This is a genomic window from Draconibacterium halophilum (genome assembly GCF_010448835.1).
GTDB classification, from domain to species: domain Bacteria; phylum Bacteroidota; class Bacteroidia; order Bacteroidales; family Prolixibacteraceae; genus Draconibacterium; species Draconibacterium halophilum.
In genome coordinates, this window is the sequence record NZ_CP048409.1 from 4,238,421 (window position 1) to 4,257,193 (window position 18,773).

The 18,773-nt window shown below is 39.5% G+C and carries 7 protein-coding genes and 1 tRNA gene; 5 read left to right on the forward strand and 3 right to left on the reverse strand.

What is annotated here, in order from left to right; translation table 11 throughout:
• Window positions 1–6 precede the first annotated feature (6 nt).
• The 3 genes from G0Q07_RS17265 to G0Q07_RS17275 all read right to left on the reverse strand — a co-directional run bounded on the left by G0Q07_RS17265 (window position 7) and on the right by G0Q07_RS17275 (window position 6,884).
• The gene (locus G0Q07_RS17265; protein ID WP_163348326.1) at window positions 7–2,010 is read right to left on the reverse strand and encodes a sensor histidine kinase; all 2,004 of its coding nucleotides are present in this window, start codon (window positions 2,008–2,010) and stop codon (window positions 7–9) included.
• The gene (locus G0Q07_RS17270; protein WP_163348327.1) at window positions 2,003–6,307 is read right to left on the reverse strand and encodes a tetratricopeptide repeat protein; all 4,305 of its coding nucleotides are present in this window, start codon (window positions 6,305–6,307) and stop codon (window positions 2,003–2,005) included. Before G0Q07_RS17270 ends, G0Q07_RS17265 begins: the two co-directional genes overlap by 8 nt.
• Window positions 6,308–6,810: 503 nt before the next feature.
• Window positions 6,811–6,884 (reverse strand) — tRNA-Asn (locus G0Q07_RS17275).
• Between the two features lie 205 nt (window positions 6,885–7,089).
• Here G0Q07_RS17275 and G0Q07_RS17280 point away from each other — a divergent pair.
• From G0Q07_RS17280 to sov, 5 genes are all read left to right on the forward strand, one after another.
• Window positions 7,090–7,566, forward strand: coding sequence for a superoxide dismutase [Ni] (locus G0Q07_RS17280; protein ID WP_163348328.1), 477 nt, complete (start codon window positions 7,090–7,092; stop codon window positions 7,564–7,566).
• Window positions 7,567–7,765: 199 nt separating this feature from the next.
• Window positions 7,766–9,187 (forward strand): leucyl aminopeptidase family protein, encoded by a 1,422-nt coding sequence (locus G0Q07_RS17285; RefSeq protein WP_163348329.1) that lies wholly within the window; start codon window positions 7,766–7,768, stop codon window positions 9,185–9,187.
• Between the two features lie 121 nt (window positions 9,188–9,308).
• The gene (pdxA, locus tag G0Q07_RS17290) at window positions 9,309–10,418 is read left to right on the forward strand and encodes a 4-hydroxythreonine-4-phosphate dehydrogenase PdxA (protein WP_163348330.1); all 1,110 of its coding nucleotides are present in this window, start codon (window positions 9,309–9,311) and stop codon (window positions 10,416–10,418) included.
• A gap of 12 nt (window positions 10,419–10,430) precedes the next feature.
• Entirely contained in the window at window positions 10,431–11,012 is a 582-nt protein-coding gene (ruvA, locus tag G0Q07_RS17295) for a Holliday junction branch migration protein RuvA (RefSeq protein ID WP_163348331.1), read from the forward strand.
• Window positions 11,013–11,097: 85 nt separating this feature from the next.
• A complete protein-coding gene (gene sov, locus G0Q07_RS17300; RefSeq protein ID WP_163348332.1) occupies window positions 11,098–18,567 on the forward strand; it encodes a T9SS outer membrane translocon Sov/SprA in 7,470 nt (2,489 codons plus the stop codon).
• Window positions 18,568–18,773: the final 206 nt, after the last annotated feature.

Here is an 18,773-nt window from a genome sequence, read left to right on the forward strand (position 1 = left end):
ATAGATTTACTGGTTTAAATTTATAGAAAATTTGGTTCCCTTCCCTAATTTACTGCTTACACATATTTTCCCGTTATGAGCTTCAATAATCTCTTTTACTACGGTTAATCCGAGTCCTGTGCCACTAATGTTCTCCTTTTGGTCAACCCGGTAAAATTTTTCAAATATTTGGGAAAGTTTATCTTCAGCAATGCCAATGCCTTCATCTTCAATCTCAATTACATTTACTTTGGTATTTTTATATAATCTGACTGAAATTTTTTTCGAATCGGTCGAGTATTTAATGGCATTGCTTATCAGATTGCTTAGTGCCTGTTTCATCTTTTCTTTGTCAATTTCAGCAACAATACTATTATCCAATTCAGTGCTAACATCAAAATTTTCATTCTCTAACCAATAATCCAATTCACTAACAGTTGCTCTAATGCATTCTGATAAATTGGATTTTACAAACTGATAATTGGATTTGCCTTTTTCCATTTTCGAAAATTCAAGAATATTATTTATCATCCTTTTCAGGCGTTCGCTTTCATTTAAAATGATTGAAAAATATTCCTTTTGTACGTTAGAAGATTTAATACGACCTAAGGAAAGCGATTCGGTATACATATAAATCGAGGTGAGCGGTGTTTTTAATTCGTGTGTTACATTCGAAATAAAATCGGAACGTAAACCTGCCAGGCGTTTTTCTCTTGAAATATCGCGTAATATTAGAACAACTCCAAGCAACATGGCAAGCATAAGTAATGCCGCTGCAATCCCATAAATCCAGCTGCGTCGTTTAATTAAATCTTTTATCAGGTTTTCATCATTGAGCTTTACTTGTATCATCTGTCCAGGGAAATACGGACTCAATTGTGAAGAATAAATAAGATTTTGAGTGCCTGTATTAGAGTTATACCCGTTTTGAATTTCCAAATTATAATCAAATTCAAGATTGGCTTGCAGGTTTGTATTTAAGATAGACTCAAATAATTGCGTTCCATTAATTAAAAAGCCAACCTTTCTATTCAGGTTGGTATTTACCAGAAGTAATTTTTGATGGTTGCCGGCAAAAGAATTAATGACTTCAAAATCATTGTTGACATTGGATAGATTCTCCCTGCCCTCTCTAATAAATCCAGAAATATCGGTTTCATATTCATTTAAAAATTGAAGTTGTTGTTTAATATTTTCCAGGTTCTTTTGAAAGTCTAAAATCTTTGTCTCCGCATTAAATGTGTATTTCTGTAACCAGTTGCTCATCAGTTGCAGAAAATCTTCCGTATTGTGATTTAAGGGAATCTCTCCGGATGCCATCTTATCCACACAAAAATCAACCGGAATTAAAATGTCATCACAATTATTTGGATTGCTGGTTTTTATAAGTTGCGGAACGGCATAATAAACATAAGGGAATCCACTTTCTCCAACCTCCCTGTAATAGCTCGAAATAATCTGATTGTAATATCGAATAGCATTCTCATATTCTTTTAGTTTTACAGAAATCCTGCCCAATGCATTTATTGCTTTTACCGAATCGTTACTTGCGCTTGAATATCTTAAACAAGACAAATAGTTTCTTTTTGCCTTTTTAAAATCGGACTTTGAAAACTCAGCCTTTTCGCCCTCAGTAAAAGACGATTTAAAGCTTGCAGAAAATTTAGGAGTTTTAAGTTTTTCAGGAACTCCAATAAAATACGGGTATAAAAAATCTCCCTTTTCATCAAGAATAAAAGCTTGAGTAACAAACTCAAATTCCCTACTTCCTGTTAATAATGAATCCTTAAGCAACTCAAATGGAGAAATCTCGCCTTTAAAACCACGTATTACTTTATCGATTTGTTCCTGCAACCCATTAATAAACTTCGATGTAAGTTCCTGCTGTTCTTCAAGAACTTGTTTCTCCGTTATTTTTTTTAGGTTCGAAATATTGTTGATACTAAACCAGGTTAATATACTTCCCGAAAGTACAACGGCAAGGATAAAAACAAGAGTTAACCTTGAAACCGGTTTAGTTTTTTTATTCATTCTGATTTATAAGTTTTTCTTTGACTTCATCAAAATCGGCTTCCCAAAGCGTACCTTCGGGACGTACTTTTTCTTGTTCATAAGTAAGGTATGATAACCATTTTCCATCTGGTGACCATCTTAAACCATATTTATAATCATCAAGAACATCAAAAGCTAATCGTGTTTGTGATTTTTTTTCAAGAGAATAAATATAAATAGAAGTATCATCTTTTTTACTTCCTATAAATGCAATAGATTTTCCATCTGGGCTGTATTGTGGAGAAGAAGTATCAGTAAGACCTAAATCTTTTATATTAACAATATTTTTAAGAATTTTTGCATTGCTAATATTTAATAATTGTATTTTATTTTGGCTAAGAATGGCGGCTCGTTTACTATCATGAGACCAATTCCATGTTGTAAAATCTTTGTGTAAAATTTTTGGAGATCCTCCATCTGCAGGTATTATATACAACTCTCTTTTAGAACCTCTTGGTATTATATATCCAATCAGATTTCCATCAGGAGTCCAGCTAACCCAACGCTCTTTTTCAGGAGTATTTGTAAGTTGTTTTGGCTTACCTCCATCAAGAGGAACATTCCAAATATCACCTTTGTGAATTAAAGCAATTTTACTACCATCTTTCGACCAATTAAATGTTACATTATAAGCTCCACCAGTCCATTCGCTAAAAACTAAACGAGCTTTTCCTTGAGTTCTGTATTCCTTAATAGAAAAAGGAACTACATAAATATCCTTGGAACCATCATCTCTATTAACAGAAAATGCAAGTTGTGTGAAGTCTGGTGAGAATGTAAACGGAAATGGTTTACCTTCAATATCTACATCAATTTTTATTGCCACATAATTTCCTCCAGTAAGAGGAACAATTCTAAATTGCATATCTCCATTTTCGTCATCACCTTGTGTCAGAATATAATTACCATCATTTGACCACCATGAATCATATACGGGACTATTTAATGCAGGTTTAAAAGAAGGTCCTCCTAAAACAGAGACTACTTTCAATCCCCAATTATCAAAGAATGAAGAACGATATAAAAGAATTTTCTTCCCGGTTGCTGAAAAACCAATTAACTTACCTACATGCTTAGGTATATCAAATTTCAGGTTTTTATTTAGGCCCATGGAAAAAAGGTGATGGTTTTCCCAATTTGAATGAAACAACCATTTACTATCCGGAGCCCATATAGGATAACCACCATTTGCTAAAACCATCCTTTTTTCATCGCCATTGGTTGGTGCCAGCCAAATTTCATTATCTTTTCGAAAAGCAATACCACTACCATCCGGTGCCCATGCAGGGCTGTGTTCAACTCCCAACTGATTTGTAACCGAATCCAATTTCCCATCATCTACAGAAAGAGTCCATATATCCGATGCCACTATATCGTCTCTTCGTACAAAAGCAATTTTTTCTCCATCAGGCGACCAACTTGCAACATGCTGATAAGTATAACTTCCTTCAAGTAGTTTTTTGGGTTTTCCATTGACTTTGCCTGTTAGTGGTGATACGGGAACTACCCAGATAGCACTATCAGCATAAAAGCATGCTTTGTTCATCATCGGAGAATAAACTGCTCTTAATGCATCCATGTTAACCAAATCAAATGGTTCACTACCGTCCAAAGGCACAACCTTGTTTTCCAGAACAACAAATCTAGCATCCGGAGAAAGGTTGAATCCCCCTGTGTGTTTTATTAAATCATTCTTACCAGCAAAAGTTTTTATTCTTTTGTAAGTGATGCCAGTTATCGGATCAACAATGGTACTTTTATCTCCAGTAATTTCTGGCACAACCACTTGTTTGTTATTTTCCATAACATGTTCAACCTGTTCTATCATCAGTTCTGTTACCGGAACAATGTTACTTTTGAGATTTTCCTTTATTAGCTTTTTAAAGGTTGACAAAGCTTTATCGTATTTACCCAATTTAAACCACGATTGTCCAATGTAATATTGGGCGTTTTGTGCGAAAAGAGAATTTGGAGCAATCTTTATTGCCGACTCATATTGTTTAATCGCATTATCATATTCCCACTGATCGAAAAATTTATTACCTTCCTTCACACATTTTTCAGCTTGTTTTTGAAGAATGGCAGCTTCTTTTTCATTGTTTTGTGCCAGCTTTTCAAGTGGCAAAAAATCCTCCAAAAACCAAAATTCTGCCTGTCCTCCTTTAAATCCACCAAATACAAATCGTTTTCCATCAGGCGACCAGTCGAGGTGATAGATATTAACATCGATAAGGCCTGTATTTATATCTTCAATACTTCCATCATCTACATGCATAATTTTAATAACCTTTCCCTCTGCATCATTAAAGGCTATACGTTTACTGTCGGGAGACCATGCCATTTCATTGTTTACAGTTCCTGCTTGCACATCACTAATTATTCGCGATTCTTTTTTCTCGAAATCATAAATATTTAAATTTTTTGTGTGTGGTTGGTTGATTTCTTTTGTTAAATAAGCAAGCCTTTTTCCATCAGGCGACCAAATCAGTGAATTAACATATTTACCTGAAATAGATACTAAAAGTTCCGGTTCTCCTCCCGAGGAACTGATACTGTATATTTTTGGAGTACCACCAAAAATATCATTCTTTCCTTTTACCAGTTGAAACCTGACAAATGCTATTTTTTTCCCATTGGACGACCAGCAAGGACTCATATCAGCAAAATTCCCCGGTGTATTTGTTATTTGAATGGCATCTTCACCAGCAATAGATACTTTCCAGATTTTTGAAGTTGGCCAGTGTACATTAACAGAATTCGTATCTTTTTTCGGGATCCAGGTAGATGTCACAATCCATTTCCCATCAGGAGATACCCTGTTCCCACTCTGAAATGCAAATTGTTTTATACTCTTTCCTTCAATGTTAGCCTGTAGTGGTTTACCCTTACCTCCCTCAGATGGTATGGATGCGAGAAATCTCCGATAATCTCTCCTCTCGCCTTCTTTTGGTTTATCAACATAATAAATCTGGCTTCCATCCGCTGACCATCTAGGTTGCATTGCCTGGTTATCATGTAAAACTTTAGCAGCCTGTCCTCCTTTCGAAGGTAAAGTATACAATCCAAATTCCAGCCTAGAAGCAATTAATGCTCCTATTTTACTATCAGGTGTCCATCCTGCAAGTAGCCTTACTTCTTCAGTCCCAATTGGAGCTTCAATGCGTACTATTTTATTACTATTATTATCTGTTTCTGAGAAAGGGACAATAAGTATTTGTTTGCCAAGAGAATAATCTAAAAATGCGATCATTCTCCCATCAGGAGACCAGACAGGGCTGGAAGCTTTACCAGCATCTGCCAGTTTATGAGGGGTGCCTCCTTTAGCACTTACTACCCATAGACCCAAATCACCAGTACCAATTCCTTTATTTTTATCTTTGACATAAGCAATATATCTTCCATCGGGCGAAAAAGCAGGTTCGCGAGCTTCCATATCTGCAAGTTGTTCTGGTGAATTAGCTCCAATATCCAGTGAAAAGATATGCTGTTTATTCTCTTCTATTGCCGAGAAAGCAATTTTATTTGCATCGGGCGATAAACTAATTCGGTAATTTACGACACGTACATCACGGTAGTTTTCTATAATTTTTTTGGGGGTTCCTCCAACGGATGGCACCATGAAAATACTTTGGTTTTTCACATATTCTCCATTTTCATTATGTTTTGGATAGTCATTAAAAGCAATCCATTTACCATCCCGCGACCAATCCAATCCCGACCATTCCACTTCAATTCCATTCGTGTTCACCTGCACAGGAGTTCCCGGAATATTAGGCCCCAGATTTCCTGAAATTGGTGTTATCCAAATTTTTTTATCCGAAACATGTGCAAGCTTTTTACCATCGGGCGACAACTTAACCGACCACGAAAGCTTTGTTGGAATTTTAATTTTTGTAAATTTTGGATGCGGAGGAGTTTCTATTGCAACTTTCTCAACCTTAATCAACTTATTCAGCCTTTCCCTCGCTATTGCAACTTCCTGTTTCTCGCTCGGAAAATTATTAACCAATTGCTGATAGGCTTTTAAAGCTTCCTGGTTTCCCAGTTTTTCGTAACATAAGCCAACATGCAAAAGTGCTTTTGCCCGTAATGAATTACCAGCTTCCGAATTATCAGCAACTTGCTTATAAAGATTAATGGCATCTAAGAGTTCGCCTACTCCCTCTTCTTTAACCAAAGCTTTCTGGTAGGTTTGTTCAGGATTTTGAGAAAAGACATTGCATTGGCTTCCGAAAACGAAAGACATAATAATCAGAATAGTGATAATTGGTTTCATTTTAATTTCCTCCGAATTAAGTTTAACTACGTAGTCAAAATTACTTCGTTGCAAAATGCACAGTGTCACACGAAAGTATGGGTTTTGTAAAAATTGTGTCATGAGGATAACAAAACCAGTTTACACAAAAAAATCAGAGATATAAAGATGTAGTTGTTTGTTATGCAGTTTCCCAGCATATTGAAATTAGAGAAGTTGCGGACACTTCTACATCTTAAATTGGAAAACCTAAGTTTGGTGGTAACGACCACCTTTCTTTCTTAGCCTTAATTAACCTTCAATTTATCTAATAACCTGACAGAACTTGCAACCCATGTAACTCCTTGAATTTCTTTGAACTACCATTCATTTCTCATGAATTTATAACAAAATCGATGGTTTATTATAAATTGTTGCAACCCTGACTTCTGTAAGACTGAATTATGTAATTCGTTATTATGCAAGGGTTTGAAACATTTGTAAATGAAAAAAGGTCGCCAAAATTGACAACCTTTTTTGAGGTGCTCCCCAGGTTGGACTTGAACCAACGACCTACGGATTAACAGTCCGCCGCTCTAACCAACTGAGCTACTGGGGAAGATTAATTCCCTTCTGTGAGAACGTTTGCTTTTCAAAAGCGATGCAAAAGTAATAGCTTTTATTAAAAGTCAAAACTTTTATTCAAAAAAAATCAATTTTAAAATCGATTCCCCATCGAAGGAAATTATTCAAAAAATTCAAACCATATTCTACTTTTATTGTTATACAGGCAGTTATTAAATACAAATATTTAAAATAGAGAAATGAAAAAAATTACACAACTTTTATCCGCTGCCTTTATTTTTGGCATAATTACACTTTCAAGTTATCAGGCTAAAGCACATTGCGAAATTCCGTGTGGAATTTATGGCGACTCGGTACGCATTGCCCTGTTATACGAACACATTGAAACCATTGAGAAATCGATGAATCAGATCAACGAATTATCGAAATCAGACAGCCCCGATTACAATCAATTGGTTCGCTGGGTGATGAACAAAGAAGAGCATGCCAAAGAAATGCAGGAAATTGTAAGCCAGTATTTTTTGCACCAGCGGGTTAAAATTGCCTCATCGGCCGACGAGGCAGCTTATAGAAAATATGTAAAACAACTGGAACTGTTACATCACATTTCGGTATTTGCCATGAAAAGCAAACAAAGCACCGATTTAAGTATTATTGATACACTTCGCGAAAAGCTTCATCTTTTCGAGCATGCCTATTTTGGCGACGACCATTAAAAATTTCAATAACAATACATAAAGAAAGGGCCTTAATTTAAGGTCCTTTTTTGTAGTTACTATTCAATACAAATCGTCTTTAGAAGGAATTATGCTGTCGGCTTCCATCGGTGAATTAACAATCGGCTGTCAACTGTTTCGTTTGTTTAAGCAAATCAACTGGCATTTAATCCTTATTTTAGCCTAAAAAATAAAACGTATGATCCCAAAAATATCCATTGCCTCCACAATAGCAGAAAACAATTCATTGGCCTGTTTATCCACCAATTTAAAAGAAGTTTCGAGCCAACTCACAGAAACAGAAACAACTTTCCTGAAAAAGAAATTTGAAAAAGAAGATGCCTGTACGATTAGCCGTTATCCACATTTGCTCTTTTTTGGCAAAATAAAAACCGACAAAGAACACTACCAACAGGCTGAAATGGCAAGGGTGGCCGGTACAAAACTTTACGATGAATTAAAATCGTCAGGTGAAACTTCCGTTCAACTGACAAATTTCTGTAGTATAAATTTGTTGCCAGCATTTCTCGAAGGGTTGCTGCTTAACACTTATACTTTCGACAAATACAAAAAAGAGAAAGAGACATTTTTGCTTGAGAATATTTTAATCGTTGACGAAAAAATCAATACTGAAAAAATCAACGAAATTGTAAATACTACAAAAGCAACTTTTGTAGCCCGCGACCTAGTTAACGAGCCACTCTCATTTCTCACAGCAAGTCAGTTATCAAAAGAAATTGAAAAGCTGAGTAACGAAGCCGGTTTCACTCTTGAAGTCTTTAACAAGAAAAAAATTGAAATCCTGAAAATGGGAGGTCTGCTTGCGGTGAACAAAGGAAGTATCGATCCGCCTACTTTTAACATCCTCGAGTGGAAACCAGAAAATGCAATTAATAAAAAACCAATTGTTTTTGTGGGAAAGGGTGTTGTATACGACACAGGCGGGCTGAGTTTAAAACCCACTCCAAATTCCATGGATTACATGAAATCAGACATGGGCGGAGCTGCCACAATTGTAGCAGCAATTTATGCGGCCGCATTAAATAAACTTCCGCTTCATATTGTTGGGTTGGTTCCTGCCACCGATAATCGACCAGACGGGAATGCCTACGTGCCCGGCGATATCATAAAAATGTTCGACGGAACAACCGTTGAGATAAAAAATACCGATGCCGAAGGTCGGTTAATTCTTGCCGACGCATTAAGCTATGCAAAAAAATACAAGCCACAACTGGTAATTGATTGTGCCACATTAACCGGCTCGGCCGATATTATTACCGGACCACACGCAGCGGTGGTAATGGGTAATACTGCCAAAAACGTGGAGCGATTAAAACAATCGGGATTAAACACCTACGAACGGCTGATAGAAGTTCCATTGTGGGAGGAATATGCAGTACCATTAAAATCTCCAATTGCCGACCTGAACAACCTTGGCACCCGCGAAGGGCAAACAACAATAGCCGGAAAGTTTCTGGAACATTTTACCGATTACAACTGGATTCATGTTGATATGGCTGGAACAGCTTTCAGAAAAGAAAAAGATGCATACCGCCCTGCCGGAGGTACGGGTTACGGAACCCGTTTACTCTACAATTTTCTGAAATCGCATATTCAGTAAATCAAGGTATATTCCCGTCAAATCAATTTGCATCTGCCACTAACGCAACCATGCTCAATTCAATTAAATAAATTAACTTTGCATCGCAAAAAAAAGGGCAAATTATCTGAAACAAAATATAATGACTAAACAAAATACAATACGAATTGGAATCACGCACGGAGATATTAACGGAATTGGCTATGAAGTAATTTTAAAAACACTTTCCGATCCGCGTATACTCGAAATGTGCACCCCTATTGTTTATGGCTCACCCAAAGTAGCAGCCTATCATCGAAAAGCATTAAACATAAACGACGTTAGTTTTAATCATATTCGCAACACAAAAGAATTATTACACAAAAAAGCAAACATTATTAACTGTGTTGACGAGAATGTTCGCGTAGAGCTGGGCAAGTCAACCAACGAAGCCGGAATTTCATCTTTTGATGCATTAGACCGCGCTACAAGCGATCTGCAAAAAGGGCACATCGATGCATTGATTACTGCACCGATCAACAAAGACAATATTCAAAGCGAAGAATTTAACTTCCCGGGACACACCGAGTTTCTGGCGCAAAAATTCGAAACAAAAGACTACGCGATGTTGATGGTAAGCGAATCGCTGAAAATTGGTGTGGTAACAACCCATATTCCAATTTCTAAAGTGTCGGAAAGTTTGAATAAAGATACCATCCTTTCTAAAATCAGGATCATTGCCAAATCGCTGCAGCAAGATTTTGCCATTACCAAACCGCGAATTGCAGTTTTTGGTTTGAATCCACATGCCGGCGATAATGGGTTGATCGGAACTGAAGACAAAGAAATAATTCTTCCGGCCGTTATTCAGGCTAAAAAAGAAGGCATTATGGCATTGGGTCCCTACCCTGCCGATGGTTTCTTTGGATCAGAAGACTACCGAAAATTTGATGCGATACTGGCCATGTATCACGACCAGGGATTAATACCTTTTAAACTGGCTTCGTTCGAGCGCGGAGTAAACTACACTGCAGGACTACCTGCAATACGTACGTCGCCGGCCCATGGCACAGCCTATGCAATTGCCGGAGAAGGAAAAGCATCTCCTGAATCATTCCGCCAGGCTTTGTACCTTGCTATCGATATTCATAAAAACCGAAGTATTTACAGCGAGATCAGCAAAAACCCGCTGAAAAGATATGACATTAACCCCAATCAGGTTGATGAAAGTGTTGATATTGAAGCTTCGGATGAGGAAGAAGATACATTATAAAATTGCTTTGCCATGTACGAATTCATTAAGGGTAACATTACCGAAATAAGTGCTACTAATGTTATTGTAGAAACTTCTGGCGTTGGTTACTTCGTTCATATTTCATTAAACTCTTACAGTGCCCTCAACGGTAAAAAAGAAGTTAAAGTTTTTTTGCACCAGGTAGTCCGCGAAGATGCCCATACACTTTATGGTTTTGCTACTACCACTGAACGCGAATTATTTCGCAACCTCATTTCGGTGAACGGGGTGGGTGCCAACACGGCAATTATGATGCTTTCGTCGCTTGATCCTGATGAATTAAAAGCTGCTGTAACAACCGAAAATGTAGCTGTTCTTAAAGCAGTAAAAGGTATTGGTGCAAAAACGGCACAGCGTATCATAATCGACCTAAAAGATAAACTCGGAAAAATACCGGATTCGGGGCAAATTTTAACTGTTGCAGACAATACTATCAGGAATGAATCGTTATCTGCATTAGTCATGCTTGGTTTTGTGAAGAAAGATGCAGAGAAGACAGTATCGAAGATACTTCAAGAACAACCTGGAGCAAGCGTTGAGAGCGTAATAAAACAAGCATTAAAAAGGTTATAAATTTACCATTTTCGAAAAGAAAAAACCTGACGTGAAGTAGCAACCATTTTTTTCGAAAAGCCTTTGTTGTAGTAATTTTAATGAAATGACACTTAGCCGAAGTTTACCTAAAATATTCTTCATTTTAATTGTATTTTTTGCCCTTTCAGTTCCTTTTAAAGGAGAGGCTCAGGAATTGCCTGAAATAGATACAACGGGCACATTGCCCTACCCTTTCGAGGACCAACCTGCCTTTGGATATCCTACCCAGGATTCCTCAAAATTATACCTAAGCAAACCCAACAATATTAAATACGAAATTGAGTACGACCCCATAACAGGCCAGTACGTTTTTTACGAAAAAGTGGGATCGCTGAATTATCGTCTGCCACAAAGTATGTCGCTCGACGATTATTTGGAGTACGATTTCGATAAATCAATACAGGACTACTGGCGATCGAGAACACAACAGGAATCGATTGACGCACGCGGAGGGCTGCTCCCCAAACTTACAATCGGCAGCGAGGCATTTAACCGTATTTTTGGAGGCAATACCATCAATATTCAGCCTCAGGGTTATGTTGAAGTAAGCTTTGGTTACCAGGTAAACAAGACCGAAAACCCATCTATTCCTGAACGTTTACGAAAAGTTCCCACCTTCGATTTCGACGAGAAGATTCAGATGAACGTTACCGGCCAGATCGGTACAAAAATGAATATGCGGGTAAACTACAACACCGAGGCTACTTTTGATTACGAAAACAAAATGAACCTCGAATACACCGGCGACGAAGACGAGATTCTGAAACGTATTGAAGCCGGTAATGTGTCGTTACCTTTAAATGGTTCGTTAATAACCGGCGCCTCAAACCTGTTTGGGGTAAAAGCCGAAATGCAATTCGGGAAACTTACGGTAACCACACTGTTCTCGCAACACCGTGGCGAATCAAAAACGGTAGAAACTGAAGGTGGTGCACAGGTGGCAACATTCGATATTTCGGCTGCCAACTACGATGCCAACCGTCACTTTTTCCTGGCGCAATATTTCCGCGATAATTATAATGAGTGGTTAAAAAGTACAGCTGTTCCGCGTTCTCCCATCACCATTAACAAAGTGGAAGTTTGGGTAACCAACAAATCGAATGACTTTGATGACTCGAGGAATATACTTGCCTTTCAGGATCTGGCAGAACACGATCCACACATTTACAACAATATTCCGCAGTTTCAGGCAAATAATGGGCTGCCTTTCCCTCAGAGTGTATTCCCCGGCAACCAGGCTAATGGCCTTTACAACGAAATGAGGACAACCTACAGCGATGTGCGTCAGGTTCAGAATATTTCAAGTGTAATGGCTCAATTCGGTCGGGACTTTGTTGGCGGTACTGATTTTGAAAAAATTGAGCAGGCACGAAAACTAAACGAATCAGAATATACCATAAATCAGCAACTGGGTTATATCTCCCTAAACAGTGCATTGAACACTGATGAAGTGCTGGCAGTAGCCTTTAACTTTACATACAACGGTCAAACATTTCAGGTAGGAGAATTCTCAACCGATGGTATTGATGCACCGAAAACGCTCTTTATGAAGCTGTTGAAAGGCACCAACTTGTCGCCGGGAAAACCAACCTGGAACCTGATGATGAAAAACATTTATAACCTGAATGCTTATCAGCTGACCAGCGACGATTTTGAATTGAATGTGGTATACCAGAACGATTCAACAGGAACTTACATCAACTACCTGCCCGCATCGCGAATTGAAGGACATATTCTTCTGGAGGTAATGCGGCTGGACATGCTTAACTCGCAACTCGACCCAACAAAAGACGGGGTGTTCGACTACGTTAATGGCATTACGGTGAATTCCAATACCGGGCGTATTATTTTCCCTGTTGTTGAACCTTTTGGTAGTCACCTGGCCGATTCAATACAAGACCCGTCGTATATTGAACAATTCACATTCCAAACGCTATACGATTCTACACAGGTAAAAGCAGAACAAGATGCTGAACACAATAAGTACAGGCTTACCGGAAGTTACAAAGGTTCTTCAAGTTCCGATATCGCACTGGGAGCTTTAAACCTTACACAAGGTTCGGTAAAAGTTACTGCCGGCGGACAGGTACTTACCGAGAATGTTGATTACACCGTAGACTACACACTGGGTAGGGTTAAAATTATAAATCAGGCACTGCTCGAAGCCGGAACTCCAATTCAGGTTTCTACCGAAAGCGAAGACCTGTTTACCATGCAGCGAAAAACCTTAATGGGAACGCATGCCAACTATGCTTTCTCCGATAATTTTAACATAGGGGCAACCGCCTTGTGGATGAACGAGCGCCCGCTAACAGAAAAAGTGGATTATGGCGATGACCCTATTTCGAACCTGATGTATGGACTTGATGCCCGCTACAACACCGAAGCGCCTTTTATTACCAAAGCACTGGATGCCTTACCGTTTTATTCGACCAATGCGGCATCGTCAATCGATGTGGAAGCAGAATTTGCACAACTGGTACCGGGAAGTTCAAAATCGATTGACGGAGCAGTTTATGTTGATGATTTTGAAGCGACCAAAACAGCTATCGATATGCGTACCCGCTCGTCGTGGATGCTGGCCAGTACGCCACAGTTCCAGAATAACATGTTTCCGGAAGCCAACCTGAGTAATTCGCTCGAATATGGTATAAACCGTGCAAAGATTGCGTGGTACAATATTGATCCTTTGTTCCTGAGAAATAACTCTCTAACACCCGACTATATTAAAAATAACAGAGAATTACAATCGAACCACCTTGTACGTGAGGTGTTTGAGCAAGAGATATTCCCTGAACGTGAATTTACCACGGGTGAACCAACAAATATTGCGGTGCTTGATTTGGCCTATTACCCAACTGAACGGGGCCCGTATAACTACGATACCGGCAACTCCAATTTCTCGGCCGGGGTAAATGCCGATGGTTCGCTGCGCGATCCAGAGTCACGATGGGGTGGTATTATGCGTGAAATTCAAACCAGCGATTTTGAGAATGCCAATATCGAGTACATTGAATTCTGGATGATGGATCCGTTTGTTAACGACACCACGGGCGAAAAATCTGGTGGAGATCTTTATTTCAACCTTGGGGAAATCTCGGAAGATCTATTGAAAGATTCGAGAAAATCTTTTGAAAACGGACTGCCAACCACTTCCGAATTAAACAATGTTGACACTACTATTTGGGGCCGTGTTTCAACACAGCAGTCGTTGGTAAATGCTTTTGATAACACTACCGATTCGCGCCAATACCAGGATGTAGGTTTTGACGGATTGAATGATGATGACGAGTCTACACATTTCCAGCAATACCTGCAGGAACTTCAGCTAAAAGTAAACGACGACGTTTACCAGCAGGCACTAAACGACCCTTCGTCGGATAACTTCCACTATTACCGCGGTTCAGATTACGACCAGCAGGAATTAGGTATTCTGGAACGCTACAAACAATACAACAATCCGGAAGGAAACTCGCCAACTTCGGAAATGTCGCCCGAAAGCTATCCAACTTCGGCAACTACATTGCCCGATATTGAAGACATTAACGATGATAATACCCTTAACGAATACGAGCGCTATTTCCAATACCGTGTAAGCCTCCGCAAAGAGGACATGGAGCTGGGAAATAACTACATATCGGATGTTAGACGCGCACGCGTTGAGCTTAAAAATGGCGAGATTGGCGAAGTTGACTGGTACCAGTTTAAGATTCCGGTAAATGATCCGGATGCGGTTATTGGAGATATCAACGACCTGAATTCTATTCGTTTTATGCGACTGTTTATGCATGGTTTTGAAGATCCCACAGTTTTGCGTTTTGCCACCCTCGACCTTGTTCGGGCTGATTGGCGCCGCTACACCGGCGATATTCTGCAGGATGGTGCAATTCCTTCACCCAATGCTCAGTTTGATATTTCGGCGGTTAGTATTGAAGAAAATTCAAGTCGCGAACCCGTGAACTACGTTTTACCTCCGGGAGTATCTAGGGTAATCGACCCCGCCAACCCGCAGCTGCGGCAGTTGAACGAGCAGTCGATTGAAATGAAAGTAACAGAACTGGAACAGGGTGATGCACGTGCAGCATACAAATCGTTGTACATGGATTTCAGAAGGTACAAAACCCTGAAAATGGAAGTGCACGCTGAAGAAATTGATGAATTCCCACTGGAAGATGACGAACTGTATTTCTTTATTCGTATGGGATCGGACTACAACTACAACTATTACGAATATGAGGTACCATTAACACTAACCCCTGAGGGGAATTATAATGGCGATATTGAAAGTGATCGCTATATGGTTTGGCCCGATCAAAACCGGATTAATATTCCGCTTGAGCTGTTTACCAATCTTAAACTGCAACGTAACGATGCCATGCGAATGGAAGGTGCTAGCGTTTCGATACAAGATGTTTTTGAAGGTTCGCACGATGGATGGAACGACGGTAAAAATCGGGTAAAAGTGAAAGGTAGCCCGAATCTGGGTAATGTTGAAGTGTTTATGATGGGTGTACGCAACAAACGAGGACAGTTAAACACCGGACCAAAATCGGTAATTGTTTGGGCCAACGAATTACGCTTAACGGATTTCGACGACGAAGGTGGCTGGGCGGCTAATGCAAGGGTTTCAACACGTTTAGCCGATCTGGGTAGCGTGGTGGTTGCCGGACGTAAACGCACCGCCGGCTTTGGTGGTATCGACCAAAATATTAACAGTAGAATGATAGACGACCTGAACGAGATTGATGTTGCGGCATCGATTGACTGGGGACGGTTTTTCCCGGAAAAAGCAGGTGTTCGTATTCCTATGTATTACGGTTATTCAAACAGTACGGCAACGCCAAAATACGATCCGGTAAATCCGGATATTGAGTTAAAAGAATCGCTGAATCATGCACGAAATAACAGCGAGAAAGACTCCATAAAAAATATGTCGCAGGATGTAATTGAACGTAAGAGTATCAACTTTACCAATGTAAAAGTTGAGCCGCAGCGCCAGAAAGAAAAGACACATCTGTGGGATCCGGAGAACTTCGCGGTTACCTATTCATACAACGAAACATCAAAACGAAACATTACTACAGAATACAATGTGAATAGAACACATCGGTTTATGTTCTCGTACAACTATAGTAACCGACCAAAACTGATTCAGCCTTTCAGCAATGTACAGTTTCTGCAAAAAGGCCCGCTAAAATTGATTGGCGACTTTAATTTCTATCCGTTGCCAACACAAATTTCGTATCGTACCGATCTTTTCCGTAAATACCACGAAAGACAATCAAGAAATATTACCAATCCAAATTTGATTCTGCCAACGACTTTCGATAAAGATTTCCTCTGGAACCGTTACCTCGACATTCGGTACGACGTTACCCGTTCGCTGAAAGTTGATTTCTCTTCGCGAGGAACTTCACGAATCGATGAACCCGACGGCCGAATAAATAAAAACGACGACGATTACGAATGGAAGCGCGACTCAATTCTAAACAACCTTTGGAATATGGGAAGACCAACAATTTACAATCATAGCTTTAATGCCACTTACCGCTTACCTATCCGCAGTATTCGCGCATTAAATTTTATGAGTGGAACCGTTCGTTATTCAGGAACTTACGAGTGGGCTGCCGGAGCATTAACCGACGACGATATTAATATTGGTAACATTATTACCAACTCGCGCAACCTTACGCTAACCGGTAATGCCAATTTCCAAACCCTGTTTAATAAGGTGCCCTATTTTAAGGAAGTCGATCAGAAATTCAGGCGAACAGGGCGTGGACGTGGTAGCCTCAACAGCAGAAGTACAAGAGGAAGAACCAACCAGCAAGCTGAACCGCTGCAACGAAAACAGGAAGAAACATTTAGCAGCAGTGCCAAATTCACAGCCGATCAGGGGCAAAATTTTGCGCATAAACTAAATACTAAAAAAGTTAAAGTGCTGGTTACTGATGTGGATGGAAAAACTGTTCCGGGAAAAACAAATATTGTTGATGTCAACACCATTGAGTTTATACCATCGGTTGATGTACAACAGGCAATGATTACTGTTACCGGGAAACGAGGCGATCAGTCATTCCTTAAGGACATGCTTGATGTGACCACACGAATGGTAATCGGATTGCGTACTTTCTCTGTAAATTACAGCAAAAATGGTGGTACTGTACTCCCGGGCTTCCTTCCGGAACCAACATTGTTCGGAACAGGAAAATTCAGTGGAGATACGGAATGGGGAACACAAACTCTGGATCCGCAACTGGCTCCGGGATTACCATTTCTCTTTGGCTGGCAAGACCGCGATTTTGCTATAAAAGCAGCTCAAAACGGCTGGTTAACGATTGACTCGACTCTTAACCAACCATTCCAGATTATGGAAAACGAGCGAATCAATTTACGTGCGCTGTGGGAACCTCTCCCCGACTTGCGAATTGATTTAACCGCTAACCGTTCGATGTCGAAAAATATTACTGAGTTTTACAATTATGATACGAACTCCGGTAGTTTTGTTGCCAACAGTTATTCCGAAAGCGGAAACTTCAGCATGTCGACACTAACTCTGGGAACTGCCTTTTTCAAAATTGGGAAAGAGGAGGTCACCAGCTCTGATGCGTTCGAAAACATGAAAGAATACCGTAGGGTTATTGCTCACCGTTTGGCCGATCAGCGTGGAACCAGCGCCGGTTATGTTCCAGGTACCCCTAACGAAAATTATCCTGGCTATCCTGATGGTTACGGGCCAAATTCGGTAGAAGTCCTTGTTCCCGCATTCCTTGCTGCTTATCAGAATAAAAAACCGGAAGATGTTTCGCTGGGATTATTCCCTTCCTTAAAATATATCCGCCCCAACTGGAGTATTCGTTACGAAGGTATGGTATCACGTATTCCGGGCTTGAACAATATAATGCGTTCGCTGAATTTCCAACATACCTACCGTTCAACTTATAATGTTGGCTCGTATGCCACTAACCTCAACCATATTGCAGGAGAAGATGGCTACTCTATGGTGCGCGACCTGGCCGACAACTTTGTTCCGGCTTACGATTTTAATACAGTAAGTATAGTTGAAGCTTTCAACCCTTTAATCAACATTGATATCATGTGGTTGAACGACCTGACCACTCGTGGAGAGGTTAAACGTATGCGAAACCTAAACTTATCGTTATCGAACAATCAGCTCACAGAGATATTGAGTAACGAATATATTTTAGGTTTGGGCTACCGTTTTACACGCATGGATTTGATTATTAAAACAAAGAATTCGCAACAGGCTTATTCCAACGATTTAAATATTCGTGCTGATATTTCCTATCGTAAAACAAAAACACTTTTACGCCAGTTAGACGACGCAAACGATCAGATTACAGCAGGCCAAGGTAATTTTACTTTAAAAACTTATGCCGATTATCGTTTAAGCGATAAATTTGAAATGCGTGTATATTATGACCGGATTATCAATGATCCGTTTACTTCGCTGTCGTACCGTACAACCAATGCAAATTTTGGGGTTAGTTTCCGTTTCACCTTGTCGAACTAATTGTTAAACCATCTTTATGAGAGAAATAGTTTTTTAAAGCTTCTATCGACAATATTTTGATATTTCAAAAAAAACGTTTTTCTTGCAGAAGAATAAATTAATACAATGCAAAAAATAAATACAATATGGCTTCCGTGGTGGGGTCTTCTTACGTAAGTTAGGAGTTAAAGAGCCATATTGCTATTTTTAAAGATATGACTGACCTG

Bases quoted from the DNA above. Each gene is read 5' to 3' on its own strand.
- G0Q07_RS17265 (WP_163348326.1), bottom strand. From the start codon at position 2,010: ATGAATAAAAAAACTAAACCGGTTTCAAGGTTAACTCTTGTTTTTATC.
- G0Q07_RS17270 (WP_163348327.1), bottom strand. From the start codon at position 6,307: ATGAAACCAATTATCACTATTCTGATTATTATGTCTTTCGTTTTCGGA.
- G0Q07_RS17280 (WP_163348328.1), top strand. From the start codon at position 7,090: ATGAAAAAAATTACACAACTTTTATCCGCTGCCTTTATTTTTGGCATA.
- G0Q07_RS17285 (WP_163348329.1), top strand. From the start codon at position 7,766: ATGATCCCAAAAATATCCATTGCCTCCACAATAGCAGAAAACAATTCA.
- pdxA (WP_163348330.1), top strand. From the start codon at position 9,309: ATGACTAAACAAAATACAATACGAATTGGAATCACGCACGGAGATATT.
- ruvA (WP_163348331.1), top strand. From the start codon at position 10,431: ATGTACGAATTCATTAAGGGTAACATTACCGAAATAAGTGCTACTAAT.
- sov (WP_163348332.1), top strand. From the start codon at position 11,098: ATGACACTTAGCCGAAGTTTACCTAAAATATTCTTCATTTTAATTGTA.